Source organism: Glutamicibacter sp. NPDC087583, assembly GCF_044743685.1.
Taxonomy (GTDB): Bacteria; Actinomycetota; Actinomycetes; order Actinomycetales; family Micrococcaceae; genus Glutamicibacter.
Window position 1 is genome coordinate 89,224 of the sequence record NZ_JBIUWY010000005.1, and the last position, 26,947, is coordinate 116,170.

The window sequence follows — 26,947 nt, forward strand, 5'->3', positions numbered from 1 at the left end:
ACAAAAAACAATCCCCGTAGTAAGGAAAAGAAAATGAACTTGAGCTTGACCCAAGCCCAGCAAAATGAAGTCACCATCTTGATGGCCGCAATCGAGTCCGAATACCGGGTGATCGGTCAGGAGGCATACGACGCCGCCACGGTCACCCTTGAATCGGCCGAAGACCTGCCCGAAGTTGAGATTGCCGACGGCGACGAGTTGTTCACCCAGCACGGGATCACTATCTCCGGCGGGCACGATCGCTCAGCTTGGACCCTCTTTGTGGCGGAAGGTACCGACGAAGATCGCCTGGAAAGCTTCCCGATTTATTACGGCGAGCTTGAAGGCCCGGGCGTGAACTCCTACCGGGAAATGCTTGAGGAGTGGGGGACCGCGATCGAGGGCGTCATCCAGGAGCGTGACAACTTCCGCGAAGAGCTAGCCGAATCAATTCGCGAAGCCGAAGAAGATAACTAACCGACCATGGGCCGGCTCCACCAGGGGCCGGCCTTAGTTCTACCAAAGGAGCTGTTATGAAGCACGCATTCACCAAAGACCGAAATGTTCTCTACACCTTGCCAACTTCGCACCTCGCACGCACACCGGGAGCCGTCCCTGTCGCAGCTGAGGTAGCCCGGGCCATGAGCACCCATCTGACCTGCGGCATGGCCCACTGCACCGCCAAGCTTCACTTCCGACAAGGCCCGTACACGGCCGCCCATTGGGCGCACTCACGCGGTGAGGCTGGCGAATGTGCAACGATGACCGGCCAGCCAGGCGAATGGCACGACCGCTGGCAACACGGCATTTTTGCCGGCGCACGCAGCGAGGTGCCCCTGGGAGGTGCCCGTGCGGACGCGATCCTGGACAGACTGTCCGGAAAGTTTGCTGCCATCGAATTCCAACATTCAGCGATTGACGCTGGAACGGTTCGCAAGCGGATTGAGTCGCACCGCGAGGCCGGCGCCATGGCCAGCGTTTGGATCCTGAACTCAGCAGCTGCCCACCCGCATCGAGGGTTCAACATAGAACGCACCTGGGCAATTGATTTGCTGAGGGCAGCAGTCGAACTGGGCACACGTCCGGAGCCTGGCAACCCCGGCTTTGCGGTACCGGTGCTCCTGCACAAATACGGCTCCCTGGTGGTCGTGGACAGTGTCCGTTTCATCGACGGCCCTGATGGGTCCGAGGTTGCCAAGGTAAAACTGGTCAAGGACAAAGCCACGGGGAAGACTTTACGAATCCCAGAAGAGACGTTCCGTCTGTGGGCTGCTGGGGCTAATCGGAAGTTTGTAGAGCGGTCCATGCCCGACGAACTTCTGGAATACGCGCCACGCATGGACGCGCTCACGACCCGGCTGGTAAAGCTCGCTCAATCCCACGAGCTCGCCGCATAACCACACACCGAGAATACCCGCCAGGCCACCAAGCCCGGCGGGGTTTCTTTTGCCCGCGTGGGGGAGACTTCCCCGTGCGTCTACGCATGTTCCTTGGTGAGGGGCGGAGACACTGCCCCGGGAAGGAAGTCATGAAGAATCTCCGACGTGAGGCCGTAGGCCAGGCAATTATCGAGCGCCTCCAGGAAATAGCACGAATCGGCATGCCACCGGTCGGCTATCAGCTCCCACGCCACGAACTGCTGCAGCGCCTCCAGCTGGGTGCCGCCGTGTGTAGCCCGGAGATTCCAGGTGCTCCTGGATGCATCATCACCGGGGCGGAGGGTGCCATCTGTGCAGTGGTGAGCCCCGCAGGCCGGTGGGTCGTATTCGAGCTGCCTGCCAGTCTGGACCAGGCCTCCTGGGAGAAAGCGTTCACCGACCTCGCTGGACGTGCCACCGCGTACCTATCCCACCCAACGGGGACGTTCCTGGCGATTGTGGATGGAAGTGCAGCTGATGCCGTGGCCCAGGCATCAGGCGAAACCCGCTAGACCACGCGCAATCAAGGCGCGGATCTCCCCGATTTTCACGCATCGCGGGTTGCTCATATGCGAGCCAGCCCGCACACAAACGAGTAACACCTACGAAAGGTTCACATTGAAACTTGTCGCAGTACACCAAGCAAATCATGACGGCTCGTTGGCTGAACGAACGGTACTTTCAGGCGCCGCCAAAGAGTCACTGGACGCGCTGATCACGCCAGGCAAGCCATACCTGAACCCCTTGCTTGGCCAGCTCAGCCAGGCGATCAAGCCAAGCGGTTTTGGCGAGGGAGGTACAGTGCCGGAGGCTCACGAGAAGTCAGTCCTCAATCTGGAAGCGATGACATTACTCGACCAAATCAGACAGACCACCGCTGAGCGTCTGGCCTTGATCACGAGAGAGGCACCACCGACCGGCACTCTGGCCGAGCAGCTAGTTCGCCTACTGGATCTTGCTAAGCGCGATGAAGATGAACGGCTGCGCACTTTGAAGACCGTAGCCAACCTGTTTGCCGGTTGGGTTCGCCGCATCGAGAGTGTTTTCAACCCTGCGCCGGCATGTTCGATACAAGGCCCATGCATCAGTTGCGGGGAAGAGCACGCCATGGTTCGCGAAGACGGGGTTTCGTGGAGCGAGGTCTGCGAGAAGCTGCGCAAGGGGGAGGCCATCCCCGAAACCGTGATCCTGAAGAAGGATGCGCTCGTGCTCCGTGGTGAGAAGCTGATCTGTCTGGAATGCGAAGCTGCTTGGACCGGCTTCGAAGAAATTTCTCGGTTCAAGTCCGACCAGGACAAGTTGGCCGCCGAAGCCGCCCAGGCCCTCCGCGCGGCGTAGGATCGAGCCATGGGAAAAGAATCCTTTGAGGAGCGTAGCACACGCCGTCCAGTCGAAACTCTTGAACTGTCGCCGCTGATGAGTGTTCACGACGTGCTGATCGGTGATCAACCTGATACCGCCGAAGTGGCCGCACAGGTGCTCTGCTCTCCACACCCGGACAATGCGAGCACCGAGCCTTTGGCTGAGTATATGCTCCATGCGCTCCGGCTAGAACAGCGGCTCGATGAGCTTGGAGTAGCAGCCTGAGCCCACACCAACGACAACACCCCGCGAGCGAACCGCTCGCGGGGTGTTGTCGTGTTGTCAGTCAGTCTGTGGTGATGCCCAGCTCAGCCGCCAGGTCGGCAAGTGGGGTACGCTCCTCGTTGGCCAGGCGGCGGCGGATTTCGGCCAACTCTTCCGGTGATTCAGTCGTCAAGTGAAGACCGCCCCGGGTCGCGTGGCTTCTGACTTTCATCTTCTAGCTTGTAAGCGGCGTCCGCGATTGGAAGAGGGACCAGGTCCCCTTTGATTAAATCACCGAGAGCGCCTCCAAGCGCGTTGTGAAGCAAAGTGCGGGCATTTCGAGATCGAATGGTTAGTTTGCTCCATTCGTTCCAGTGGATTGGATTCCCCTCCTGGGGCTCTAACGCCTCCGGGTACGTTGCGGCCAGCGCCTCGCGAGTTGGCTCAAGACTGCCGGCCAGCTCTCTGACGCGATCTTCTCCCAAGCGCGCTAGGACCCAGTTCCATGCCGCATCGATGATTGGTTGTAGTGGATTCTTAGTCATGAATCGATTCTATGGCGTGGCGTTCGGCTGGTCACAAATAATAACAGGGTCACCCGTGGCTGAAGTTCATGCATAGAGACCTGCATGACCGAAACACTCACCGCCGCGGAATGGGTCGCCCAGACCCGCGCCGCTCAGGGCTTGCCGCCCCAGATCCAGGATCCCCGAACCGTTGCTCATGCGCTGCGCGCTGCCGCCGCTCATGCTCCGGTGCCGCTCCGGCCGGCAGCTTAGATCTTCCAGACTGGCTCTAGCCGGCCTGGATCGAAAACTTTCCGCCCGGTCACAATCCGGCGCGGCTGAACAACTACCTTTTCGAATGCCTTCTCCATGAGCTGCCGCCTGATCGGCGTAGGCATGGTTGGCCACGCTGCCCGCAATTCAGCACCGGTCACCCGCGGCCGAGTCGTTTGCATTTGAGGCTCGCCCAGTTCGGCTATTTGACGATCGAATGATGCTCTAATCTCGATCCATTCATCAATCTCGATAACTCCCTCGGACATCGCGAGGTTCGCTCTCCGCCGTCGTTCCTCGATCCGATCACGGGCCTCCGTCCATTCCGCAAGGGATGGCCCTTGTCCATCCGGGGTGGCATCTGCCAGGCGGTCATGGGCAGCAAAAAGTGCCTCGGTGAGAAATTCCTCAGTTGAATCGAAATTGATGCTGAGTCGCCCGCACGCCTTCGTACCTTGATTCTTCGGACACCTATAATTCGGGACGCGAGATTTTCCAGCCAGTCCGCGGACCAGACCTGTGCCGCATAGACTACATGTCAAAAGTCCAGTGAGCAGGTACTTGCGGGGGCCGCCCCGCTTCTTGCCGCTCTGGCCAGGCGCCAGCTTCGCGCGCAAAAGGGTGTGTGACTCCTGGTCGAGAATGGCTGGCCAGCAGTCCCGCGCCACGATGACGCCGTGGTGTTCGCGATGGCCCGCGATGCGGGCAGAATAAAGCAGGGTTCGGACGGTTGACGCTCGCCACGTAGCGGAGTTCAGCGTTCCGATGCCGCGGGATTCGAGATCCCTGGAAACTTCATTCAGACCTTCGCCGTCCAACACACGCGCGGCCAGTTCGCGGATGATCTCAGCTTCTTCCTCCACCACTTCGCCGGAAGCCAGGTACCCGTACACTCTCTTGGCTGGCCAGGCGCCTGCTTGCGCTAGACTGAGCGCCTTGCGCTTGATGCGTTCCTGGGTCTTCTCACGCTCGGCGGCGGCCACGGCCCCGAATATGTGCGCCTGGAACCGTCCTTCGGCGGTGGAAAGATCGATGGCGGAACCAGTCACGGAGACCATGCCGACGCCGGATGAGTTGGAGAGCGCAATGAAATCCACGAGCTCGGCCATGGATCGATGAAGCCTATCCATGCTCCAAACGATGACCACATCGACGCCGCGGGCTTCCATGAGCTCGCGCAGTTCCAGATACGACGGCCGCTTCTTGAGACCAGAAGCGCTGATGTCGTTGTCCACGAGCTCGGCGACGACCTCGAGTCCGTTTGCGGCTGCGTAAGCGCGGCAGTCGGTCATCTGCCTGGCAACGCCCAAACCCTGTTTCTGCATATCTCGACTGATACGTGCGTAGATGGCGGCTCTCTTATTGGTCATTTCTCAAGCTTAGGTGCATGCAAATGATTCGATGCAAGTACACGCCGAACGTACATATTGGGTGCGTACAAGTGTATTTGAATATGTCCCTGACGCTATCACAAAAATTTGCACTTTGCCGTTGCTTGCAGGACCAAATATCACCAGCGACTTCACCATCAAGACCGTGGCTGCATGCATTGACCTTGTGGTTCATTGCGTGCGGAGTCCACAGGGCCATCGCTATGTCAACGAGATTCTCAGCGTGCGCAACCGCGTGGAGGAAGGGCAAATTGAGTCCTCGACGCTATTCGAGCGGCAAGCCGATCGCCTGCTGCCGGCTCGGGGAGCCGATTGGTCCCATGAAAAGTTTGATGTCGCTGGAATCAATATTGCCGAATTGATGGCGGTGTAGCGGTGGTTGCTTTCTTTGCTCTCCTTGGCGGGCTAGGCATTGCCCTCATGGTTGACTGGTTGCTCTTCGCCCCGTGGGCAAAATCGCCCAAACGTAGCTCGGCCATCAAGAATGCTCTTTTGCATGCAGGAATGAGCAATCTGGCTCCGGCAAAATTCATCGTGATTTGCCTGGTCTGCGGGCTGACTTCCGCGTTGGTGACGTTGGGACTCACCGCTTCGTGGCTCTTCGCCTTGGTGTTTAGCATCTTCGGTTCATTCGCACCATGGGTCTACCTGCGCCATCAAGCCACCAAGCGCCGCACAGCATTGCAAGAACAATGGCCAGAGGTGGTTGATCACTTGCGAAGTGCCATCCGGGCGGGCCTATCTCTTCCCGAAGCATTGAGCCAATTGGCTGTCGTCGGCCCGCAGGTATTGCGTCCGCTATTTCGGGATTTCGCATTGGACTATCGAGCCACAGCGAACTTCTCCGTGGCGCTGGACCAGCTGGGCGAACGCTTGGCAGACCCGGTAGCCGACAAGATTCTCACGACATTGCGGATTACGCGTGAAGTCGGGGGCACCGACTTGGGGCATACGCTCACAACTTTGTCGGCATTCTTGCGCGATGACGTGAGAACACGAGGGGAACTCGCTGCCCGCCAATCATGGATTGTCTCGGCAGCGCGTTTGGCAGTCGCCGCGCCATGGATCTTGCTGTTGGTCTTGGGCACCCAGGAAGCTGCGAAGGATGCATATATGACGTTCGGGGGAGTGATAGTGCTATGCCTGGGCATGCTGGTTTCCCTCGTTTGCTATCGAATCATGCTCCGGCTGGGCACCTTGCCAGTAGAAGAACGAGTCCTGGCATGAACAGCTATACACCGTGGGCGGCGCTTTGCGGTTTGGGACTTGGCATAGGCCTTTGGCTGGTCTTTGTGAACCTGCCGGGCTGGCGAAGAATGGCCTTCGCTGATCGTATTGCGCCCCATGTTCGCGTTGGCGTTCGAAGCTCACGCATGCTGGAAGACTCATGGCACTCTGACTCCGGGCACTCGGCTTTAGGCCAACTCGCTGCCCCCATGTTGCTGCAAATCAAGAAGCTGGCTAGCCTACACAGTCCTTCGGCAAGTACTCTTCGGAAGCGTCTGAACGCTGCCGGATTGGACATGAGCGTAATTGACTACCGGTCTCAAGAAATTGTTTATGCTCTGGCAGGCCTAGTAGCAGGATCTGCGCTCATGGCCTTTGCCGCCGTTCAGTATCATGTCTCTTTGATCCTATCGGTGCTAGTCGTTATTGGTTTCGGGATTGTTGGCTATGCATTGCGTGGTTGGTGGCTTGGCGAACAGATCCATCGGCGGGCCAGGAAAATATTGACTCAGTTTCCAACCGTGGCCGAAGTGCTGGCGCTAACTGTCGGCGCAGGCGAATCAACCACCGGGGCCATCGAAAGAATTTCACGAATCTGCCACGGGGTGATCGGTGACGAATTCACCAAGACTTTGAACGACATTCACGCAGGCACACCGATGGTCCAAGCGATGCAGAATATGTCCGACCGGATGCAAGTTGGAGCCATGACGCGATTTGTCGATGCAATCGTTGTTGCAACAGAGCGAGGCACACCATTGGCTCAAGTGCTCAGAGACCAAGCACAAGATGTCCGCGATGCGTCCAAACGAGAACTTATGGAAGTTGCAGGAAAACGCGAGATTTCCATGCTGGTACCGGTCGTGTTCGGAATTCTTCCTCTCACGATCGTTTTCGCCGTATTCCCCGGTCTGGCGTTATTGGAGATGAGTTATTGATCGGAGCATAGAAAAGCTTGAATCTCCCACTTTGAAATCCTTTAGCAAGTTAGAAGGGCCGTCATGAATCACATACAAGAAATGATGCTCAAACTGGTATTGCAAATCACTGCAACCGGTGAACTACTCTTTCGTAAGGTTTCCCCGAAACTCAGGGATAGCAGAGGCGACGTGCCCGGATGGGTCATGATTACACTCATGTCCGCGTTGCTGGTTGCCGCCTTGCTGGCCATTGCAGGGCCTAGGCTGCAGGACCTGTTCAACCAAGCGATCGATCGAGTTTCCGGATTGGGATGACCGCGCATGTGGTCGAATGCGGGGTCTCCTGGAAATTCGGAATCTGCGGAACTTGTAGATTGCGAGAACGGGTCTGCTGTAGCCGAATTTGTCATGGTCACAACGTTGCTTGTGGTCATCGCAATGACGCTCATCCAACTCGCGTTGGTACTGCATGTGCGCAACACCCTGATTGACGCAGCATCGAACGGCGCCCATTACGGTGCTTTGGCCAATCGGTCAGTATCCGACGCTCGAAGCAGAACTCGGATGTTGATCACCGAAAGCTTGCATGGCGGATTTGCCCGTGACATTGCTGTGAGCACAACCCGCGTTGGTGATAGCCAGTTGGTAACCGTATCGGTTAACACGAGGGTGCCCTTAATCGGGTTCTTGCCCAACGGGTGGGATTTGCAGGTTCAGGGAGAAGCTGTGCGTTATGGGTAGAGCCAAGTATCTCGCTGCCGCGATGCACAAGAGAATCCGGGCCGAAGATCGCGGCAGCGCGATAGTGGAGTTTATTTTTGCTTCAACTGTCTTGCTGATTCCCATGGTGTACCTGATTCTGGCCGTCGGACAGCTGCAAGGCGGTAGCTATGCCGTGGTTGGAGCTGCTGATCATGCAGCGAAGGTTTTCGCCGCCGCCGATAACCCCGCCCAGGCAAGGTCAGATGCGCACGCAGTCGTACGAAGAACCATGAACAACTTTGGATATGCCGACGCTCGCACATCGATTAGTTGCGACAAGGAATGCTTGAGTCCGGGCAGTGTCGTCACTGTGACGGTAGCGTTGGATGTTCCCCTTCCTTTCGTTTCCGACTGGGCAGAGGTATCTGCTTTCACCGTGGATTCTTCAGCCTCGCAAAGGACTGATCGCTTTGGCTAGGACAAAACGCGCTGCCCTGAATCCACGGGACGAGGATGGACAATCCTTAGTGCTGGCAATCGGCTTGTGCGCCATCACTTTGCTGACAATTTCAGTGGTGCTAGCAGTCAGCGCAGTCAACCTCAAAGCGCGTCAGCTGTTGTCAATTGCCGACGGGGCGGTCGTGGCTGCCGTGGATGAATTCGAATTTGTTGCGGACAATGGCGACCCGAGGATTCAGTTGGACCAGCAGCGCGTGCAACAAGCCGTGCAACAGTACCTTTCGGATGTGGGTGCGGCCGGCCGCGTCGACAATTTACGCATTGGCCGGGTGCAGATCACGCCTGATGGGCAAGGCGCGAATCTCGTGCTGCAGGGCTCGGTGCAACCGCCGATAGTGGGGTGGATCGTTCCAGACGGAGTACCAATATCTGTAGATTCATCAGCAAGAACTGTACTGAGCAGGTGAACACCTCCGCGCAGAGCAGCATGGATGTTCCAGGGAAGCGGGAAATGCACAAGTACGGGGAAGCAAGAGAAAGAACGTGTCAGCGAGCAACGCTGCTGTATGCCCCAGGAGCGGAATCCAAGAAGGATGGATCCAGCGCAACCGGATCCATCATTTTTGCGGTAGTTCGGGCTTCTTTGGAAGCTTGCGGACCCCACCTCCAAATCCCAGTTCAGAAATACTGTTCGAGAACTGACTGGCCGGATTCCCGATCGACCCGTGGATGCAAGCCTTGCAAGTTGGCTAGGGGTTCCACAGCGCGATTTTCAGTGAAAACCTTGATTGGAACTTCTTTTCGGCGATAGCACCGGACTCATTGATCAATGGCTAAATGACGTAGTCTTAGAGGACCATGGCAAAAACTGACTTCTCCGCTGAAATCCGCTCACTGCGTTCTACATTCTCCGCAATTGAAGACGTGAGCGATGTCGAGCAGATCAAAGCTGACATCGCAGTCCTCTCGGAGGAAGCTGGCGTTCCGAACCTCTGGGATGATCCGGCCGCCGCGCAGATCGTTACCAGCAAGCTATCGCATCGCCAGTCTGAGCTGGAACGGCTGACCCGGCTGAAGACCCGCATCGACGATTTGGAAGTCTTGGTTGAGCTTGCTGAACTTGAAGACGACGATGATACGTTGCACGAAGCGGATAGAGAGCTCGTCAGCGTCCAGAAGTCCCTTGCCGAACTCGAAATTGTTACCCTTCTCAACGGTGAATTCGATGCTCGCGGAGCGGTTGTCACGATTCGCTCCGGTGCCGGCGGCGTTGATGCCGCCGATTTCGCAGAGATGCTTTTGCGCATGTACCTGCGCTGGGCTGAACGCCGTGGTTACAAGGCCACCGTTATGGATACCTCGTATGCCGAGGAGGCCGGCCTTAAATCGGCAACCTTCGAAATCGACGCACCGTATGCCTTCGGCACACTCTCGGTAGAAGCCGGCACGCACCGTCTGGTTCGTATTTCACCATTCGATAATCAGGGACGTCGCCAGACGTCGTTTGCCGCAGTGGAGGTCGTGCCGCTGATTGAGCAGACTGACACCATCGAAATCCCTGAATCTGAAATCCGCGTGGACGTCTTCCGTTCCTCTGGCCCTGGCGGACAGAGCGTTAACACCACCGACTCTGCAGTACGCATGACGCATATTCCTACCGGAGTTGTCGTCTCGATGCAGAACGAAAAGTCGCAGATCCAGAACCGTGCTGCCGCACTTCGAGTTCTGCAATCGCGGTTGCTGCTTCTGAAGAAGGAACAAGAAGACGCCCAGAAGAAGGAATTCGCCGGAGATGTGAAGGCATCTTGGGGCGATCAGATGCGATCCTATGTGCTTAATCCGTACCAAATGGTCAAGGACCTGCGTACCGAACATGAAGTCGGCAATACCCAGGCAGTACTTGATGGTGAAATTGACGATTTCATTGATGCAGGCATCCGCTGGCGTGCAGGACAGCGTCGCCCTAGTAAGTAAGCGAAATCGCGAATTCCAGCTGGTCTAAACGCTTTTGCCACAGAGGGTGTAAGTATCATCACCGTTACGAACTCCGTTTCGCTAATTCCAGCTAGTCATGCCTAAGCTGGGCATTCTGCGTTAGCTGTATGTACGGCATGAATCTCGCAACACACCTTATATTTCGGCTGGTTAGCTACCTGGCACCGATAGTGTTTGGAAGACTGGCGCACCAAAAGACGTTTGATCTCGAGATTGGTATTCGTGGGTCGCGCCCCGACGAAGACTAGCGATTGAAGACATGATTAAATTCGAAAACGTCTCGATGGTTTACGAGCCAAAGCAGCAGAATGCAGCTTTGGACGATATAAACATCGAGATAGACCGTGGCGAGTTCGCCTTCTTGGTTGGCGAATCCGGTTCGGGTAAGTCGACCTTCCTCAGCTTGGTGCTGCGCGAAAAGCGCTCCACCGACGGATCCGTCTACGTGGCGGGACAGAACCTCAACCGCATTCCGAGCCGCCGTGTGCCTAAGCTGCGCCGTGACATCGGTTTCGTTTTCCAGGACTTCCGCCTGCTGCGCGAGCGCACGGTCTTCGACAACGTCGCGTTCGCCATGGAGGTCATTGGAGCTTCACGGGCCCAGATCCGCGAGCGTGTGCCAGATGCACTTAAAATGGTCGGCCTTGAAGATAAGGCGCGTCGCAAGCCAACTGAACTTTCCGGTGGCGAGCAGCAACGCGTCGGCATTGCCCGCGCCATTGTGAACAGGCCCTCGATCCTGCTTGCCGATGAGCCTACGGGTAACCTCGACCGCAAGAACAGCATCGAAGTCATGAACGTGCTCAACCGCATTAACCAGAACGGTACGACTGTCCTGATGGCTACGCACGCACATGAACTGGTGAGCGAATACCGCCACCGCGTTATTGAACTGAGTCGCGGGCAGGTCATCCGCGATGAAATTGATGGACAGTACGCCCCGATGACCACCGTGGTGAACCAGGACGGTTCGCGCGAACTGCTCGTCGGCGATTCCGCCGTGGAGTACGACGAAGAGTCACAGGTTGCTGAGGACAAGAAAGACGAGGACCAGTGAGACTAGGATTTATTCTCCGCGAAGCGGCGAAGGGCCTGCGGCAGAATGTCGTCATGGTCGTCTCTGTGGTGCTGGTGACTTTCGTATCGTTGACCTTCGTCGGTGCCTCGGTATTACTGCAGCTCCAGATCAACCAGATGAAGGGCTACTGGTACGACCGCATGGAAGTTGCGGTGTACCTCTGTGATGACACGAGCACTTCGCCCAACTGCGCTGGTAGCGCGGTTTCCGAAGAGCAGCGCCAGAGCATTGAAGAGATGCTCAAATCAGAGCAGCTTGCGCCGTATATCAAGGAATTCGCCTACGAGTCGAAGGACCAGGCATACGAAAACTTCCTCGACCAATACGAGAACTCGGCATTGGTTGACCAGGTCACTGCTGAGCAGCTGCCCGAATCATTCCGCGTCGCACTGGTAGATCCGGAGAAGTATCCGGTGATCAACGAAGCGTTCTCCACGGTACAAGGCGTTGACTCGGTCATTGACCAACGGGAACTGCTTGAAAAGGTCTTCCAGTTGGTGCGCGTGGCATCCGCCGCCGCTGCTGTCGTTGCAATCGTGATGATTGTTTGCGCGGTGCTGCTGACCGGTACGACTATCCAGCTCTCAGCCATGCACCGGCGACTCGAAACAACGATCATGCGACTGGTTGGTGCATCGAAAGCAACGATTCAGCTGCCGTTCATTATCGAAGGAGTCATCGCGTCGCTGATTGGTGGATTGCTGGCTTCTGGCACCTTGTGGTTGCTGCTGAAGTTCCTCGTCGAGGATAAGTTGGCCAATGAAAACGTCGGTGTAGCGTTCATCTCCACCAGCGAAATATGGCTAGTTGCTCCGATACTCTTGATTATTGGTATCGTTTTGGCCACAATTTCATCAGTGGTAACGTTGAAGCGTTACCTGAAGGTTTAGCTGAAACGTTATCTAGGCTTGAACTGAAGTACGCAATTTCTAAAAGGAGCTTTATGCTGTCGAACGCAGTGCGACGTAAATTCTTACGCGCCTCCATCGGTGGAGCAATGGCTCTCGCGCTCACGCTGCCCGCAGGGCTGGTAGCCGCCGATGAGCTGGACGACAAGAAAGCTCAAGTCGAAAAGAACATCGATACCCTCGAGAACGACATGGAATTCTTGGATGCCGACATTCAAGAAACCGACAGGAAATTGCGTGACCAGCAAGCACAGGTTCCTGTAGCCCAGCAGGCATTGGCTGACGCGCAAAGCCGCGTAGCCAATGCACAGGCCACCCTTTCCGATCTCAACAACCGCTTAATCAGCGCGCAAGCGACTCGTGATGAAGTGGCTAAGCAGATCGAGGAAAACGCGGCTAAGCTTTCCGACGCTCAAGATGCGATGGCGCAGATCGCTTCTGAGGCTTATAAGCGCGGCGGCGTTTCTGGCGGGCTGGACATGATCCTCAACATGGATTCGGCGACCAAGATGGCCGATGGCCTGGACATGGCCAACCGCGCCATGGAATCCCAGAATGCCGCATACAATGACCTGGCCCAGGAACAAGCCAGCAATGAAAGCAACAAGCTTCGCCTGGTTGCTGTTGAAAAGGAAATTTCCTCCCTGAAAGCCCAGGCTGAGGAAGCCTTGGCGCAGGAGCAGGCGGCGCGAGATGCTGCGCAGAACGCCAAGAACGAACTGGATGCGCTGGTTGCCAGCACCGAAGAACTCAGTGCTGAACTTGAAGCGCAGAAGCCGCGTATCCAGGCGAAACTGCAATCGCAGCAGAAGGAATACGCCGCGGTCAACCAGCAGATCAAGGAACGCCAGGAGCGCTTGATCAGGGAAGCTGCCGAACGCAAGCGCAAGGCAGAAGAAAAAGCGCGCCGCGAAGCAGAAGCCGAGCGAAAGCGCATCGCCGAGGAAAAGGCGGCCTACGAAGCTGAGCAGGAGCGCAAGGCAGCAGAAGCTCGCGCAGAGAAAAAGGCCTACAAGAAGAAGGCCTATGTAGCACCCAAATCCGAGCCAAAGGCACCGACATATGCCGAGCCAAGCAGCTGGGGTTTGGTTAAGCCCACTACCAGTAACCGATTGACCTCGACCTTCGGGTGGCGCCCGACTCCAGCTGGAACAATCGACTATGGCGGCCGTGGCGGCTATGTCCACGCAGGCATTGACTGGGGATTCGGCGGCCAGTGCGGCTCGCCAATCACGGCTGCTGCCTCCGGTGAAGTGTGGATGGCCGGTTGGGGCGGATCCTCGGGTAACAAGGTCACCGTTTCTCACGGCGTCATCAAGGGCAAGGCCCTGGCCACCAACTATCACCACATGTCCCGCATCGCGGTAAGCGTCGGCCAGCATGTGAAGCAGGGCCAGGTTATAGGCTACGTTGGCACCACCGGCAATTCGACCGGCTGCCATCTGCACTTCGAAACGATCATCAATGGTTCACATGTGAACCCCTTGGGACTTCTCTAGCGCTAGACTTGTAATCTGTGCGCGGGAATCCGCCCGCGACATGCAAGGAGTAACGTGGCTAAGAAGAATCAAGAAGATCGAGTAATCGCGAGCAACCGCAAGGCGCGCCACGATTTCGAAATACTCGACACCTTCGAAGCTGGCATGGTGCTCACGGGTACTGAGGTGAAGTCGCTTCGCGAAGGCAAGGCCTCGCTGGTTGACGGTTTCGGCCAGTTCTACCGTGGCGAGCTGTACATCGAGAACGTCTACATCCCCGAGTACCTCAATGGATCGTGGACCAATCACGCGGCCCGTCGTCGCCGCAAGCTCTTGCTGCACCGCCAGGAACTGCTCAAGATCGAACGCAAAATCAGTGAAGCCGGCCTGACCGTCGTCCCGCTGAGCTTGTACTTCAAATCCGGTCGGGCGAAGCTGGAGATCGGCGTTGCCCGCGGTAAGCGCGAATACGACAAGCGCCAGACCCTGAGGGAAAAGCAGGATAATCGCGAGGCGTTGCGTGCCATGCGCGAACGCAACCGCGGAAACGCATAAGGCTAGCTTGTGGCGCATTTCGCATTGGGGGAAACCCGGGCAGTGCGCTATGATTGGTAGACACGCCCTAGGGTGTGGTTGTACCCGGGAGACCGGGACTGACAACAAAATACGGGGATGATCGGTTTCGACGGTGTGAGTCGCGACAGATGAAGCGGGCCGAGGACGCAAAGTTATCTCGTAAACGCCCTTTGCAAACCAATAAGTGCCGAATCAAAGCGCACTGACTTCGCTCTCGCTGCCTAAGCAGCCAGACGGTCCGTTAGCCAGGGGACGCTATCGCCCCTGTTCCTAACGTCATTTAGATAGCCAATGTATCCAGCGGATGTTGCCGCTTCTGGATACACATTCAGGCAACTGTGCCCGGATCAACCACATGTTTGCGTGATGGTTGGGGCAGAGAAAATCCGCAGCAAACTGCGCCCGGAGAAGACCTGGCAACACCACATCGGACGGGAGTTCAATTCTCCCCATCTCCACAATATCCAGCTCCGGAGCCAGGCCCATAGGTCTGGCTCCGGAGCTTTTTGTTTGTTTCGGAGTCCGCAGTCACATCGCGAGCCTGTTCGCGGGATGGAGAATTTACACATAGACTTGAAATGAAAGTCCAAGGCTTTCGAAACGACAGCGTGTGCAGAAACGGAGTGAGATTGAAGTCGATGGGTAAAAACAGTTCCCAGCGGGTATCGCCTTTCCTTTCAGCAAGCTATGCGGCAGTTGCCTTCCTCTTGGAAGTAGGATTGCTTTTCGCCGCGGCACTAGCCGCTATCGCTTTCATCCCATGGCCGACAATTCCAGCAATCCTTGTAGTAGTTGTCCCGCTGCTGATCCTCTGGTCGATTTTCTTCTCGCCGAAAGCCGTCATCAAGTTGAGGCTGCGAACCCGTCTGCTCCTGGTCCATATCATTTACCTCATCGGAGCCTACGTGCTGTGGCTGAGCGTCGACCATTCCTTCTACGATCAATCGCAGATTTGGGCCATCGGAATGCTTGCGTTGACCGGCATCAGCGCCATTCTGGTCATCGCCACCGGCGGATACGTGGTCCCGCACGATCGAACCAAGCAGCCACCGAAGCAAGTTCCGAGCCGGGCACGAGCGGGTGCTCCCAAGGGACGCCGGGCAGCACGCTAGAACTGATGGAATGCCAAGCCGAAAGGCTTGGCATTTTTCGTTTGCGGCTAGAAGAGCCCAGCGACGTGGTAGCCGAGCAATGCCGCGAGCACCGCTCCAGCGAGGGTCCCCAATGCATTGGCCAGGCTGGCTGCGAGGCGGCCGGCCTGGAGCAGCCGGACAGTTTCGAAACTGGCCGCCGAAAACGTCGTGTAGCCGCCGAGCAATCCTGAACCTATGGCCGCAAGCCATTGCGCCGACAACAACTGCTGGGCCATCAGCCCGGTCAGCGCACCCAGCGCGAAGGAGCCGGAGAGATTGACCAGGATCGTGCCCCAGGGCAGCGGGGCCGGAAGCCACCGCTTGATCAGGGCATCGACCACGAAACGCAGGCAGGCGCCAAGGCCGCCGCAGAGCGCAACGATAAGAAATAAGCCGGGGGAGAGCACTAGTGTAGCCCTCCCGATTTCCGGGCCATGCGCCTAGCACCGGCGGCGATTCCGCACCAGGTTGCCAATGCACCGAAGAACACCGTGAACAGTGCGTAACCCAGGGCATGGAGCGCTGCGCCGGATGCGAACATCTGCATGCTGCCGGTGGCCAGCGCGCTGTAGGTCGTGAAGCCGCCCAGGAAACCGGTGCCCAGCAGCAGCCGCAGCCGGTGACGCTTGCCCTCGTCGAGGCCGGGATGCGAAAGCGCCTCGAGCAGCAGGCCGAGCAGGAACGCCCCCAGCATGTTGGCTAGGAAAATCGCGATCGGGAAACCGCCGGGATCTGGCAGCAGCAGGCCCAGGCCTTGCCGGCAGGCAGTACCGGCAGCGCCGCCAAGGAATACCAGCAGCAGGAAACGCGGGTTGAGGAAGGAACCCTGCGCGGGGCGCTGGGCCATGGGTGTTGGCGGACGGGTCATGAATTGCGAATCTGTTCTGCGCGGCGTGGCGGGATGAGGAGCACCGGATGGCGCTGTCGATGGGTCAGATGCACCGCTACCGAACCGTTGAGCAGTTCCCCAATAGTGTTGGCCATGGAACGCTCCCGAACCCCGAGCACAATCAGCGCCGCATCATGCTGCAGGGCAAGATGCGACAGCTGCTGACCGGGGCCACCGGCCGCGGCATGCGCCTGCCATTCCAGTCCCGATCCGCCGAGCTGGGCTTCGAGCTGCTGCAGAAGCCGTGCCGGGAAGCGCTCAATTGCTTCGTCCCCGGATTCGGGATCCAGCGGTGCGCTGCGGATGGTGCCATCGGGAAGCTCTTCGAGCGGATAGCGGGTGGGATCCACGTGGACGCAAAGCAACCGCGCTCCGAGCGCGCCTGCGAGGTCTGCGGCTGCGTCCAGAACGTGGGGATCGAGGCGATCCGGGATGCCCAGGATGATCGGTCGTGTCTCCAATGGCCCTCCCTTTGGCAGTGTGGCGCACCGTGCAGCGCGTCGCTGCTTTTAATTCTTGCACAGCCGGCAATCAGCTAGGCTTTGCGCACCCAGATCAGCGAAGCCTCAATGAAATCCAGCTGATGCGGCAGCTCGATGACCGCCCCGGGAACCAGCCCCTGGGCGGCGGCACGACGCAGGAACTGGGGATCTTCATCGCTGATCCGGTCGATGACGGCCCGGGCACCGGAGAAGCGGTCAAGCCGGATGGCCCCGGAGACCGGCAGTTCCCCTTCCGCGCTGGGAATCGCGTCGCCATGCGGATCGTGGCGCGGGTGGCCCAGCCGGGCTTCCAGGGCGTTGATGAAGCGGTCGGTGACGGTGTGCTCCAGGGCCTCGGCCTCGTCATGCACCTCATCCCAGCCGTAGCCCAGCTCATCACGCAGGAAGGTTTCCAGCAGGCGGTGGCGGCGCACCATGCGCAAGGCCTCGCGCCGGCCGGTGCCGCTGAGCGTAATGGCCCCGCGCGGCACGTGATGGACCAGGTGCTTGGCTGCGAGCTTCTGCACCATGGCGGTGGCCGAGGCAGGGGACAAGCCCAGCTGGTCGGCCAGCGCGCCGGTGCCCACTTCGGTGTCTTCCCATTCGGTGAGCAGGTACACCGCCTTGAGGTAGTCCTCTTCGCTGGTGGTCAGCCCGGCCGGCCCGCGTCGTGCAGTTGCCATCGTCCTCGCGCTGCCTAGCTGCGGTTCAGGTAGGGAAGGATCGCCTCGTGCAGCTTGCCGTTGGTGGCCAGGGCGTTGCCGCCATGGCAGCCCTCTTCTCCGGCCACCGAGGTGAAGCGGCCCCCGGCTTCGCGTACCACCGGCACCAGGGCGGCCATGTCGTAGAGCTCCAGTTCGGGTTCGAAGGCCGCATCGACCGCGCCTTCGGCCAGCAGCGCGTAGGACAGGAAATCCCCGTAGCCGCGGGTGCGCCACGCGGTATCCAGCAGTTCCAGGAAGCCCTCGAGCTTGCCGGCCTCCTTCCAGCCGTTCAGCGAGGCGTAGGCCAGCGAGGAGTCAGACAGCTCGCTCACCGAGGAGACCTTGATCTGGCGGGTGGCGGTGGTACCGGCGGTGGCACCCGGTTCGGTGACGTACGCGCCCAGGCCGCTCGCGGCATGCCAGCGGCGGGTCATGGCCGGGGCGGAGATGACTCCCAGCACCGGTTCGCCGTCGATCTCCAGCGCGATCAGCGTGGCCCAGACGGGTACGCGGCGCACGAAGTTCTTGGTGCCGTCGATCGGGTCGATGACCCAGCGCCGGGAGCCGGTTCCGTGCACGCCGAATTCTTCGCCGAGCACCGAATCATCGGGGCGGTGGGCGGCCAGCTCGGCCAGGATCAGCTGCTCGGCGCCGCGGTCGGCGTCGGAGACCGGGGTCATGTCCGGCTTGGATTCGACCACCAGGTCGTTGGCGCCGTAGCGGGCCAGGGTGAAGGCGTCGACCTTCCCGGCCAGAGCCAGGGCGAAGTCGAGATCTTGCTGCAGGGTGTATTCAGCCATGGTGTTGCGGGCGCCTAGAGCGCGCCGAGCTCCTTTTCGTGCGTGGTTTCCTCGGTGGTGACCAGCCGGCGGTAGGAGGCCAACCGGTCAGCGGCCTGGGTGCCTTCGGCATTTTCGGCCCAGGCTTCCAGCGCGCAGCCCGCCTCGCCGGCGGCATGGGTGCAACCGCGCGGGCAGCCGGTGGCGATTTCTGCCAGGTCCTCGAAGGCGGCCAGGATATTGTCCCGGTCTACCAGTCCCAGCCCGAAAGAACGGATGCCGGGGGTGTCGATCAGCCAGGATCCAGGGGTGTCGCCCAGGCGCAGTGCCAGGGCGTTGGACGAGGTATGGCGTCCGCGGCCGGTGACCGCGTTGACGTGCCCGGTGGCGCGGGTCGAACCGGTCAGGGCGTTGACCAGGGTGGACTTGCCTACTCCGGAGTGGCCCAGCACTACCGAGACGCAGCCGGAGAGGATCTCTTCGAGTTCGGCCAGCGCGCCGGCATCCAGCCGGGCGCTGGAACCGTCGGCGCCGCGCGCGTCCACGCCGGAGGCGTCGGCAGTGGTGGTGCGGGAGATGACCACGGGGAACTCCAGTCCCTCGTAGTGCTTGAGGAAGTCGGCCGGATCCTTCACATCCGCCTTGGTCACGCACAGCACCGGCTGGATGCCGGCGTCGAAGGCGGCGACCAGCGCGCGGTCCACGAAGCCGGTGCGCGGCTCGGGATTGGCGGCGGCCACGACGATGACCAGCTTGTCGACATTGGCGACGACCACGCGCTCGGTGGCGTCGGTGTCGTCGGCGCTGCGGCGCAGCAGCGTGGTGCGCTCTTCGATGCGGATCAGCCGGGCCAGGGTATCGGGCTTTCCGGAGGTGTCGCCCACCAGTCCCACCAGGTCCCCGGGCACGATCGCCTGGCGGCGCAGCTCGCGGGCCCGGGCGGCGATGACGATGCGCTCCGTGGCGGTGTCCTCATCCAGGATTGCGGTGTAGCGGCCCCGGTCCACGGTGATGATGCGGCCGATGACCGCCTGTTCGTAGGCCGGGCGGTCCTTGGTGCGCGGACGGCTGCCCTTCTTGTTGGGGCGGACGCGGACCGAGGATTCGTCGTAGTCGGAGTAGCGCATTAGCCCTGGCCCTTTGCGGTAGCCGCCATGCGGGACCATAGCTGCGGGAAATCCGGCATGGTCTTGGCGGTGGTGGCGATGTTTTCCACGCGCACCCCGTCGATGGCCAGGCCCAGCAGGGCACCGGCGGTCGCCATGCGATGGTCCTCGTAGGAATCGATATCCGCTGCCTGCAGGGCTCCGGGAACGATTTCCAGCGCGTCCGCGGTGGCGGTGATTCTGGCGCCCACCTTGGACAATTCGGTTTCCAGCGCGGCCAGCCGATCGGTTTCATGGCCGCGCAGGTGCCCGATGCCGGTCAGCTTGCTCGGCGAATCGGCCAGCACGCACAGTGCTGCCAGGGTAGGGGCCAGCTCGGAGGCATCGGCGTAGTCGATGCCGCGGATGACTCCGGTTCCGCGCACGGTGAGCACGCCGTCGCCGCCGTGGCTGACTTCCGCTCCCATCGCGGCCAGTATTTCTACCCACTTGCCGCCGACCTGGGTGGTCCTGGCAGGCCAGAAGGGCACGCTCACGGTGCCATGGCTCGCCAGCGCGGCCGCCAGGAACGGTCCGGCGTTGGACAGGTCCGGTTCCACGGTGACGGTGAAGCCCGCCAGCTGGCCCGGGGCGATGCTCCAGCCGCGCGCGTCGGCATCGACGCTTACCTCTACGCCCAAATCGCGCAGGGTCTGGACGGTCATCGCGATGTGGTCCGGGGAAGCGATAGGCCCCGGCGCCGCGCGCAGCTTCAGCCCGCCGGGCAGTGCCTGGCCAACCAGCAGCAGCGCGGAGATGAACTGGGAGCTGCCCGACGCGTCGATGACCACTTCGGCATCCTGCTTCAGCTCGCTGGCATCAATGGTGAAGGGCAGCATGCCGGTGCTCCCGGCGTAGTCGATGCGGGCGCCCAAGGCTGCCAGCGCGTCCAGTACCGGGGCCATGGGCCGCACGCGGGCCGCGGCGTCGCCGTCGAAGGCCACCTTGGCGCCGGCGACGGCAGCCAATGGGGGAACGAAGCGCATCACCGTGCCCGCCAAGCCGCAGTCGATCGCCAGCGGTCCGGCGGCCAGCTGGCCCGGGGTGATGTCCACGGTGGTGGAGCCGTCGGCCTGCTCGGTGCGCTTGATCCCGACCCCGAATCCGGCCAGGGCGCTGAGCATCAGCTCGGTGTCGCGGCTGATCAGCGTGTTGTGGATCGTGGATGGCGAGGAGGCCAGGGCCGCAAGGATCAGATACCGGTTGGTCAGCGACTTCGAAGCTGGCACCGGGACGGTTGCATCCAGTCCGGCGGCGGCATAGGGCGCTGCCCACCAGTTCTTTTCTGCGTCGTGCAGCTGATCGAGGGGGCTCCCGGGGGCGCTTGCAGTGCTGATTGGTAGATCCTTAGGCTCGAGGCTTCAATTCGGGGCCGCTGGCAGTACCGCAAGTACTGTGCGCCCACTGCCTAATTCTAGCCGAGATCGGTGCGGGAATAAGGCTTTAGCTCCGCTGGTTATACCTACTGTGACGATACGACAGGACACTTCAAACGCCGGCGGCACCGCTTGCGCCGTCGCCGAGCAACCGCGGCCGGCCCGGGCCCGCGCTGGCACGCGCATAAAGCCGTTCGAACGCGTAGACTCGGCAGTGATGAACAACAAGAGTGTGGACGAGAATTTGCCCGATGTGGCCTCCGAGTCCGAGCAGCAGCGCCGCGAACGCTTCGAGCGTGACGCGATGCAGTACGTGGACCAGCTCTATTCGGCTGCCCTGCGCATGGCGCGCAACCCGTCGGATGCCGAGGATTTGGTGCAGGAGGCCTACACCAAGGCCTATTCCGCCTTCCACCAGTACAAGCCGGGCACCAACCTGAAGGCCTGGCTGTACCGCATCCTGACCAACACGTACATCAATTTGTACCGCAAGCGCCAACGCGAGCCGCTGCGCACTTCCACCGATACGGTCGAGGATTGGCAGATGGCCCAGGCCATGGAGCATTCGCCGACCGGCTTGCGCTCGGCCGAGGCCGAGGCGCTGGACCACCTTCCGGATTCGGATGTGAAAGCCGCGCTGCAGTCGATCGGCGAGGATTTCCGCATGGCCGTCTACTTCGTGGATGTCGAGGGCTTCAGCTACAAGGAAGCCAGCGAGATCCTGGGCGTGCCGATCGGCACCGTGATGTCCCGGTTGCATCGCGGACGCAAGAACTTGAGGGAACTGCTGGCCGATTACGCAGCAGATCGTGGGATCGCCACCGGCACCCAGAGCAAGAGTGCCGCCAAGGCTGACCGAGGAGCGAAATAAGATGGATTGCAATTCAATGGGTGATTGCGCCGATGACCGCATCGTCCGCATCTACGAGTACCTCGACGGAGCGCTGACGCTCGATGACCTCAAGGAGGTCAAGTCCCACCTGGATGGCTGCCCGGAATGCACCGAGCAGTACGATCTGGAGTGCATCATCCGCTCGGTGGTGCGCCGCAGCTGCCAGGAGCATGCCCCGCAGACCTTGAAGGCCAGCATCATCGCGCGGATCTCGCAGATCCGCGTGGAATCAGGCCACTAGCACGGCAAAGAGAAACCCCGTATCTTCCGAGTTGATCTCGAAGGGTACGGGGTTCTTTTTTGTTCGCTTCGCTTAGCTGTTTGGGCGCTTGCCGTGGTTGGCACCGCCACGCTTGCGATCGCGACGCTTACGAGCGCGCTTCGACATGGTGACTCCTTAGAGGGAACAATATTGCTTCCCGAAAATTCGGGCCGGCTCATAGTCTTTCACACTTCCGGCCCATTTTCCTAACGGACCGGCGGTCCCTAGCCCTCGCCTGGCTCAGGCAACTCCAGCCAGGAATACCAGCCGCGGTGCAGCACCAGCCAGGCCATCAGCCCGTAGCCTGCCTGGCCGGGCACCCCGCCGGAAGCGTTCAGATCGGCACGCCACTGGGCATGGGAACGCAGGGGCGTGAAGGTATCGACGTAGTGGTGGTTGCGGCGCAGCGCCACATCCGAGTAGACGCGGTTCAGTTCTGCCACGCGCTGGTTGCGCGCATCATCCAGGCCCGGGGCCGGGCCGACCAGCAAGGCCTTGATGTTCATCTGCGAGGCCGAATCCAGGATGTTGGCCAGGTTCAGCCGGCTGCGCGCGGTGGTGACATCCAGATCGACGTCGCGGTCCGAGAGCGCGATGACCAGGCGGTTTTCGTATTGGTCGCTGAATCGGCGGGAAGCTTCCCCCAGCCAGCGTTCGGCCAGCGCTTCGGATCCCTCGGCCGGGGAAGCCAAGACGAAGGACTGCAGGCGCAGGGCCGGATCCTGGGTGCGGGCCACGACGCGGCCGAACCAGCCCAGGCCCCGCGGGTCGCCATGTCCGGCCAGTAGCTCATCTCCGATTGCGGTAATTCGGATTGTGCGTAACTCCAACTGGGCGACCTTTCGTTGGCTCAAAAATGATGAATCGCTCCCCACCTTAGCAGTCGGAACGCTGGCATCGGGGGAGGCGGTCATTGGTTAAACCCCACAATTCCCTGCGAAAAACCAGCGCCGGGGTTAAAGCGCTGTTGCCGGCGAACCTCCGAGGTGGAACCCCCGGATAATTCGCCGGCAACAGTTGGCCAGCAGCGTTCAGGCGATGCGGTCTAGCGGGCGAAGGCCTGCTGGATCAGCACTGCGTTTTCTGCGTCGTGGCGCTTTGCATTGCCAGCGGAGGTCGCAGCCGATGCCGGGCGGGAGATCAAGGTGATCTTCTGCTCCAGTGCCGGTGCAACGTACAAGCCGAAGAACGGCCATGGACCCTGGTTCGCAGGCTCGTCCTGGACCCAAGCCACCTCGGCGTTCGGGTACTTGGCCAGTTCGGCAGCGATCTGCTCGGCCGGAGCCGGGTAGAGCTGCTCGACGCGTACCAGCGCGGTCTTGGTGTCGTTCGCCTTGGTGCGAGCGGCCAGCAGATCGTAGTAGACGCGGCCCGAGCACAGCAGCACCTTGTCCACGGCGTTCGCATCGGTGATCGACGCATCGCCGATGACCTCGCGGAAGCCTCCGGTGGTGAAGTCCTCTACCGAGCTGGCCGCGGCCTTCAGGCGAAGCAGCTGCTTCGGGGTGAAGACGATCAGCGGCTTGCGCGGACGGGCGTAGGCCTGGCGGCGCAGCAGGTGGAAGTGGTTTGCACCGGTGGAAGGCTGGGCAACGACCATGTTGTTCTCGGCGCACAGCTGCAAGAAGCGCTCGATGCGGGCCGAGGAGTGATCCGGGCCCTGGCCTTCGTAGCCGTGCGGCAGCAGCATGACCAGCGAGGAGGACTGCGACCACTTCTGCTCTGCGGAGGAGATGAACTCGTCGATCACGGTCTGCGCGCCATTGACGAAGTCGCCGAACTGCGCTTCCCACATGACCAGTGCATCCGGGCGTTCTACCGAGTAGCCGTACTCGAAGCCGAGCGCGGCGTATTCGGAGAGCAGGGAGTCGTAGATCCACAGCGGTGCCTGGTCTTCGGCCAGGTGGTGCAGCGGGTACCACTCGGTGTCGTTCTCGCGGTCGTGGAAGACTGCGTGGCGCTGCACGAAGGTGCCGCGGCGCGAGTCCTGGCCTGCCAGGCGGACCGGCACGCCTTCCATGGTCAAGGTGCCCAGGGCTGCCAGTTCTGCGAAGCCCCAGTCGATGCCGCCTTCGCGGGACATCTTCTCGCGGCGCTCGAGCAGCGACTTCAGCTTGGTGTGCATGGTGAAGCCGGCCGGGATATCCAGGTGGGCGGCACCAATCTTCGCCAGCGTCTGGGCGGTGATGGCCGAGCCGCGTGCGCCGTCGACGGTGTTCTCGTCGGCAGCCTGGGCGAATGGCTTCTCCAGGTCGTTGATGGTCGAGCCCGGGGTGATGATCGGGATCGGCGAAGTCTGGGCCGCATGCGTCTCGGCGAAGATGCGCTCCAGGTTCTCCTTGTACTCGGCCAGCACGTTCTCGGCTTCTTCCTGCGTGATGTCGCCGCGGCCCACCAGGGCCTCGGTGTACAGCTTGCGGGTCGAGCGCTTGGCTTCGATCAGGTTGTACATGATCGGCTGGGTCATCGAAGGGTCATCGCCCTCGTTGTGGCCGCGGCGGCGGTAGCACACCAGGTCGATGACGACGTCCTTGCCGAACTTCTGGCGGTACTCGAAGGCCAGCTGGCCCACGTGCACCACTGCCTCCGGGTCATCCCCGTTGACGTGGAAGATCGGAGCCTGCACGGTGCGTGCAACGTCGGTTGCGTACACCGAGGAGCGCGAGGAGCTCGGCGCGGTGGTGAAGCCGATCTGGTTGTTCACGATCACATGGACGGTGCCGCCGGTCTTGTAGCCGGGCAGCTGGCTCATGGCCAGTACCTCGGAGACCACGCCCTGGCCGGCGAATGCCGCATCGCCGTGGACCAGGATCGGCAGCACGGTGTTCTTCTGGTTCAGGCGGTCCAGCTTGGCGCGGGTGATGCCCTCGAGCACTGGATCGACTGCTTCCAGGTGCGATGGGTTGGCAGCCAGGTAGATCTTGGTCTGGTTGCCCGCATCCGAGGTGTACGAACCCTCGGTGCCCAGGTGGTACTTCACATCGCCCGAACCCTGGACCGAGCCCGGGGTTGCGGTGCCTTCGAATTCGCGGAAGACCTGTGCGTAGGTCTTGCCGGCGATGTTGGTCAGCACGTTCAGGCGGCCGCGGTGGGCCATGCCGATCGCGACCTCGTCCAGCTGCTCGTCGGCTGCGTCGGAGATGATCGCATCCAGCAGTGGAATCAGCGATTCGCCGCCTTCCAGCGAGAAGCGCTTCTGGCCAACGAACTTGGTCTGCAGGAAGGTCTCGAAAGCCTCGGCGGAGTTCAGCTTCGACAGGATGCGCAGCTGCTCTTCGCGGCTTGGCTTGGCGTAGCCGGACTCCAGCTTGGCCTGGAACCATTCGCGCTCTTCGGGGTTCTGCAGGTGCATGTACTCGGTGCCGATGGTGCGGCAGTAGGCATCGCGCAGCACGCCGAGGATGTCGCGCAGCAGGCCGCGGTCCTTGCCGCCCAGGCCGCCGGCCAGCCATTCGCGGTCCAGATCCCACAGGGTCAGGCCGTAGGAATTGATGTCCAGGTCCGGGTGCTTGCGCTGGACGTACTCCAGCGGGTTGGTATCGGCCATCAGGTGGCCGCGCACGCGGTAGGAGTTGATCAGGTGCTGGATGCGGGCAACCTTGTTGACCTGCAGGTCGATGTCGACCTGGTTGTCAACGGCCCAGCGAACCGGCTCGTAAGGGATGCGCAGCTGCTCGAAGATCTCGTCGTAGAAACCCTGCTCGCCCAGCAGCAGCGACTCGACCAGCTTCAGGAATTCGCCCGAACCTGCACCCTGGATGACGCGGTGGTCGTAGGTGGAGGTCAGGGTGATGTGCTTGCCGATACCCAGGGCGGCCACGGTCTTCTCCGAGGAGCCGCGGTACTCTGCCGGGTATTCCAGTGCGCCAACGCCGATGATCGCGGCCTGGCCCTTGGACAGGCGTGGAACCGAGTGAACGGTGCCGATGCCGCCTGGGTTGGTCAGCGAAACGGTGGTGCCTGCGTAGTCGTCAGCGGTCAGCTTGTTGCCGCGGGCGCGCTTGATCAGGTCTTCGTAGGTGGCCCAGAACTCGTTGAAGCTCAGGGTCTCGGCAGCCTTGATGTTCGGCACGGCCAGCATGCGGGTGCCATCCGGCTTCGGCATGTCGATCGCGATGCCGAAGTTCACGTGGGCTGGCTGGATCGCAGTTGGCTTCTTGTCGATCACGTCGTAGGTGACGTTCATCGACGGGATCTGCTTCAGCGCACGGATCACGGCGAAGCCGATCAGGTGGGTGAAGGAGATCTTGCCGCCGCGAGCGCGCTTGAGGTGGTTGTTGATGACAATGCGGTTGTCGATCATCACCTTCGCCGGTACGGCACGCACGGTGGTGGCCGTAGGCACGGTGAGGGAGGCATCCATGTTGGTTGCGATGGCCTTCATTGGTCCACGCAGCGGGGTGCGCTTTTCCTCACCGAAAAGTTCGGTGGACGGCGTAGCCTTCGGAGCCTGTGCCGGGATCGGCGCAGTCTTCGGTGCTGGCTCGGCCTTCTTGGCTTCAGCGGCCGGAGCTGGTGCTGCCTTGGCAGCCGGTGCTGGTTCGGAGGCACGGGCCTGGGCTGCGGCGCGTGGCGCGCCCTGCCCGTTGGCTGCAGATGCTGCGGCAGGTGCTGCCGCTGCTGGCGCCGGCTGCGCTGCCGGTGCTGCTGGTGCCTTCTTTTCGGCGGCGAGAGATTCGAAAATATCCCACCATTTCTTATCTACCGAGTTCTTGTCGACGAGATACTGTTCGAACAGCTCGTCTACTAGCCACTCGTTTCCACCAAACTCTTCAGTAAGTCGGTGGTGTGCTTGCTCTGGCACGTGCA

Annotated in this window: 33 protein-coding genes and 1 other RNA gene; 22 read left to right on the forward strand and 12 right to left on the reverse strand. The window is 60.6% G+C overall.

Annotated features, from left to right (window positions below):
• Window positions 1–33: 33 nt before the first annotated feature.
• The 5 genes from ACIOU9_RS13595 to ACIOU9_RS13615 all read left to right on the forward strand — a co-directional run bounded on the left by ACIOU9_RS13595 (window position 34) and on the right by ACIOU9_RS13615 (window position 2,984).
• Window positions 34–456, forward strand: coding sequence for a hypothetical protein (locus ACIOU9_RS13595; RefSeq protein WP_402697249.1), 423 nt, complete (start codon window positions 34–36; stop codon window positions 454–456).
• Between the two features lie 164 nt (window positions 457–620).
• Window positions 621–1,376 carry a hypothetical protein gene (locus ACIOU9_RS13600; protein WP_402697251.1) on the forward strand — a complete coding sequence of 252 codons (756 nt, stop codon included), beginning with the start codon at window positions 621–623 and terminating at the stop codon, window positions 1,374–1,376.
• A gap of 131 nt (window positions 1,377–1,507) precedes the next feature.
• Complete coding sequence (locus ACIOU9_RS13605) at window positions 1,508–1,909, forward strand: hypothetical protein (protein WP_402697252.1); 402 nt, start codon at window positions 1,508–1,510, stop codon at window positions 1,907–1,909.
• Complete coding sequence (locus ACIOU9_RS13610) at window positions 1,860–2,735, forward strand: hypothetical protein (RefSeq protein ID WP_402697253.1); 876 nt, start codon at window positions 1,860–1,862, stop codon at window positions 2,733–2,735. Before ACIOU9_RS13605 ends, ACIOU9_RS13610 begins: the two co-directional genes overlap by 50 nt.
• A gap of 9 nt (window positions 2,736–2,744) precedes the next feature.
• Window positions 2,745–2,984, forward strand: coding sequence for a hypothetical protein (locus ACIOU9_RS13615; RefSeq protein WP_402697255.1), 240 nt, complete (start codon window positions 2,745–2,747; stop codon window positions 2,982–2,984).
• 161 nt (window positions 2,985–3,145) lie between these two features.
• Here ACIOU9_RS13615 and ACIOU9_RS13620 read toward each other — a convergent pair whose 3' ends face one another.
• Window positions 3,146–3,508, reverse strand: coding sequence for a hypothetical protein (locus ACIOU9_RS13620; RefSeq protein ID WP_402697256.1), 363 nt, complete (start codon window positions 3,506–3,508; stop codon window positions 3,146–3,148).
• Between the two features lie 84 nt (window positions 3,509–3,592).
• Between ACIOU9_RS13620 and ACIOU9_RS13625 the strand changes: the two genes are divergently transcribed.
• Window positions 3,593–3,742: a hypothetical protein gene (locus ACIOU9_RS13625; protein WP_402697257.1), complete on the forward strand. Its 150-nt coding sequence runs from the start codon at window positions 3,593–3,595 to the stop codon at window positions 3,740–3,742.
• Here the strand turns inward: ACIOU9_RS13625 and ACIOU9_RS13630 are convergent.
• The gene (locus ACIOU9_RS13630) at window positions 3,739–5,112 is read right to left on the reverse strand and encodes a recombinase family protein (protein WP_402697258.1); all 1,374 of its coding nucleotides are present in this window, start codon (window positions 5,110–5,112) and stop codon (window positions 3,739–3,741) included. The genes ACIOU9_RS13625 and ACIOU9_RS13630 overlap by 4 nt on opposite strands.
• Before the next feature lie 31 nt (window positions 5,113–5,143).
• Between ACIOU9_RS13630 and ACIOU9_RS13635 the strand changes: the two genes are divergently transcribed.
• From ACIOU9_RS13635 to ACIOU9_RS13700, 14 genes are all read left to right on the forward strand, one after another.
• Window positions 5,144–5,506, forward strand: a complete 363-nt coding sequence (locus tag ACIOU9_RS13635; RefSeq protein WP_402697260.1) for a hypothetical protein — start codon at window positions 5,144–5,146, stop codon at window positions 5,504–5,506.
• Between the two features lie 2 nt (window positions 5,507–5,508).
• The gene (locus ACIOU9_RS13640; protein WP_105662565.1) at window positions 5,509–6,360 is read left to right on the forward strand and encodes a type II secretion system F family protein; all 852 of its coding nucleotides are present in this window, start codon (window positions 5,509–5,511) and stop codon (window positions 6,358–6,360) included.
• Window positions 6,357–7,298 (forward strand): type II secretion system F family protein, encoded by a 942-nt coding sequence (locus ACIOU9_RS13645; RefSeq protein ID WP_105662566.1) that lies wholly within the window; start codon window positions 6,357–6,359, stop codon window positions 7,296–7,298. The genes ACIOU9_RS13640 and ACIOU9_RS13645 overlap by 4 nt, the downstream gene beginning before the upstream one ends.
• Window positions 7,299–7,379: 81 nt before the next feature.
• Window positions 7,380–7,595, forward strand: coding sequence for a hypothetical protein (locus tag ACIOU9_RS13650; protein WP_286134310.1), 216 nt, complete (start codon window positions 7,380–7,382; stop codon window positions 7,593–7,595).
• 6 nt (window positions 7,596–7,601) lie between these two features.
• Window positions 7,602–8,021, forward strand: a complete 420-nt coding sequence (locus ACIOU9_RS13655; RefSeq protein ID WP_402697262.1) for a TadE family protein — start codon at window positions 7,602–7,604, stop codon at window positions 8,019–8,021.
• A complete protein-coding gene (locus ACIOU9_RS13660) occupies window positions 8,014–8,460 on the forward strand; it encodes a hypothetical protein (RefSeq protein ID WP_105658364.1) in 447 nt (148 codons plus the stop codon). The genes ACIOU9_RS13655 and ACIOU9_RS13660 overlap by 8 nt, the downstream gene beginning before the upstream one ends.
• 49 nt (window positions 8,461–8,509) lie before the next feature.
• Window positions 8,510–8,908, forward strand: coding sequence for a hypothetical protein (locus ACIOU9_RS13665; RefSeq protein ID WP_332487271.1), 399 nt, complete (start codon window positions 8,510–8,512; stop codon window positions 8,906–8,908).
• A 391-nt stretch (window positions 8,909–9,299) separates the two neighbouring features.
• Window positions 9,300–10,415 (forward strand): peptide chain release factor 2, encoded by a 1,116-nt coding sequence (gene prfB / locus ACIOU9_RS13670; protein ID WP_105658366.1) that lies wholly within the window; start codon window positions 9,300–9,302, stop codon window positions 10,413–10,415.
• Window positions 10,416–10,695: 280 nt separating this feature from the next.
• On the forward strand, window positions 10,696–11,493 hold the full coding sequence (gene ftsE / locus ACIOU9_RS13675) for a cell division ATP-binding protein FtsE (RefSeq protein WP_105658367.1): 798 nt from the start codon (window positions 10,696–10,698) through the stop codon (window positions 11,491–11,493).
• Window positions 11,490–12,404, forward strand: a complete 915-nt coding sequence (ftsX, locus tag ACIOU9_RS13680; RefSeq protein WP_105658368.1) for a permease-like cell division protein FtsX — start codon at window positions 11,490–11,492, stop codon at window positions 12,402–12,404. The genes ftsE and ftsX overlap by 4 nt, the downstream gene beginning before the upstream one ends.
• A gap of 53 nt (window positions 12,405–12,457) precedes the next feature.
• Window positions 12,458–13,921 carry a M23 family metallopeptidase gene (locus ACIOU9_RS13685; protein WP_105658369.1) on the forward strand — a complete coding sequence of 488 codons (1,464 nt, stop codon included), beginning with the start codon at window positions 12,458–12,460 and terminating at the stop codon, window positions 13,919–13,921.
• A 54-nt stretch (window positions 13,922–13,975) separates the two neighbouring features.
• Window positions 13,976–14,455, forward strand: coding sequence for an SsrA-binding protein SmpB (gene smpB / locus ACIOU9_RS13690; RefSeq protein WP_105658370.1), 480 nt, complete (start codon window positions 13,976–13,978; stop codon window positions 14,453–14,455).
• 113 nt (window positions 14,456–14,568) lie between these two features.
• Window positions 14,569–14,937: a transfer-messenger RNA gene (ssrA, locus tag ACIOU9_RS13695) on the forward strand.
• Window positions 14,938–15,114: 177 nt separating this feature from the next.
• Entirely contained in the window at window positions 15,115–15,588 is a 474-nt protein-coding gene (locus ACIOU9_RS13700; RefSeq protein ID WP_166650814.1) for a DUF2568 domain-containing protein, read from the forward strand.
• 47 nt (window positions 15,589–15,635) lie between these two features.
• Here the strand turns inward: ACIOU9_RS13700 and crcB are convergent, their stop codons facing one another.
• From crcB to aroA, 7 genes are all read right to left on the reverse strand, one after another.
• A complete protein-coding gene (gene crcB, locus ACIOU9_RS13705; RefSeq protein ID WP_105658372.1) occupies window positions 15,636–16,016 on the reverse strand; it encodes a fluoride efflux transporter CrcB in 381 nt (126 codons plus the stop codon).
• Window positions 16,016–16,477, reverse strand: a complete 462-nt coding sequence (locus tag ACIOU9_RS13710) for a CrcB family protein (protein WP_105658373.1) — start codon at window positions 16,475–16,477, stop codon at window positions 16,016–16,018. Before ACIOU9_RS13710 ends, crcB begins: the two co-directional genes overlap by 1 nt.
• Window positions 16,474–16,959 carry a universal stress protein gene (locus ACIOU9_RS13715; protein ID WP_332504504.1) on the reverse strand — a complete coding sequence of 162 codons (486 nt, stop codon included), beginning with the start codon at window positions 16,957–16,959 and terminating at the stop codon, window positions 16,474–16,476. Before ACIOU9_RS13715 ends, ACIOU9_RS13710 begins: the two co-directional genes overlap by 4 nt.
• Window positions 16,960–17,033: 74 nt before the next feature.
• Entirely contained in the window at window positions 17,034–17,663 is a 630-nt protein-coding gene (locus tag ACIOU9_RS13720; protein ID WP_105658375.1) for a metal-dependent transcriptional regulator, read from the reverse strand.
• 14 nt (window positions 17,664–17,677) lie between these two features.
• The gene (locus ACIOU9_RS13725) at window positions 17,678–18,484 is read right to left on the reverse strand and encodes an inositol monophosphatase family protein (RefSeq protein WP_105658376.1); all 807 of its coding nucleotides are present in this window, start codon (window positions 18,482–18,484) and stop codon (window positions 17,678–17,680) included.
• A gap of 14 nt (window positions 18,485–18,498) precedes the next feature.
• Window positions 18,499–19,590, reverse strand: a complete 1,092-nt coding sequence (locus ACIOU9_RS13730) for a ribosome small subunit-dependent GTPase A (protein ID WP_105658377.1) — start codon at window positions 19,588–19,590, stop codon at window positions 18,499–18,501.
• Window positions 19,590–20,906: a 3-phosphoshikimate 1-carboxyvinyltransferase gene (gene aroA / locus ACIOU9_RS13735; RefSeq protein ID WP_133834483.1), complete on the reverse strand. Its 1,317-nt coding sequence runs from the start codon at window positions 20,904–20,906 to the stop codon at window positions 19,590–19,592. The genes ACIOU9_RS13730 and aroA overlap by 1 nt, the downstream gene beginning before the upstream one ends.
• A 295-nt stretch (window positions 20,907–21,201) precedes the next feature.
• On the opposite strand from aroA, the gene ACIOU9_RS13740 reads away from it, so the two are divergent.
• Both ACIOU9_RS13740 and rsrA read left to right on the forward strand, forming a co-directional pair.
• Window positions 21,202–21,855, forward strand: a complete 654-nt coding sequence (locus ACIOU9_RS13740) for a sigma-70 family RNA polymerase sigma factor (protein ID WP_166650812.1) — start codon at window positions 21,202–21,204, stop codon at window positions 21,853–21,855.
• A gap of 1 nt (window position 21,856) precedes the next feature.
• Window positions 21,857–22,117, forward strand: coding sequence for a mycothiol system anti-sigma-R factor (rsrA, locus tag ACIOU9_RS13745; protein ID WP_105658379.1), 261 nt, complete (start codon window positions 21,857–21,859; stop codon window positions 22,115–22,117).
• Between the two features lie 72 nt (window positions 22,118–22,189).
• Here the strand turns inward: rsrA and ACIOU9_RS13750 are convergent, their stop codons facing one another.
• From ACIOU9_RS13750 to ACIOU9_RS13760, 3 genes are all read right to left on the reverse strand, one after another.
• The gene (locus ACIOU9_RS13750; RefSeq protein WP_369299107.1) at window positions 22,190–22,264 is read right to left on the reverse strand and encodes a 50S ribosomal protein bL37; all 75 of its coding nucleotides are present in this window, start codon (window positions 22,262–22,264) and stop codon (window positions 22,190–22,192) included.
• Between the two features lie 98 nt (window positions 22,265–22,362).
• Window positions 22,363–22,968: a GDSL-type esterase/lipase family protein gene (locus ACIOU9_RS13755; RefSeq protein WP_105658455.1), complete on the reverse strand. Its 606-nt coding sequence runs from the start codon at window positions 22,966–22,968 to the stop codon at window positions 22,363–22,365.
• A gap of 215 nt (window positions 22,969–23,183) precedes the next feature.
• On the reverse strand, window positions 23,184–26,942 hold the full coding sequence (locus ACIOU9_RS13760; RefSeq protein WP_105658380.1) for a multifunctional oxoglutarate decarboxylase/oxoglutarate dehydrogenase thiamine pyrophosphate-binding subunit/dihydrolipoyllysine-residue succinyltransferase subunit: 3,759 nt from the start codon (window positions 26,940–26,942) through the stop codon (window positions 23,184–23,186).
• Between the last annotated feature and the right edge of the window lie 5 nt (window positions 26,943–26,947).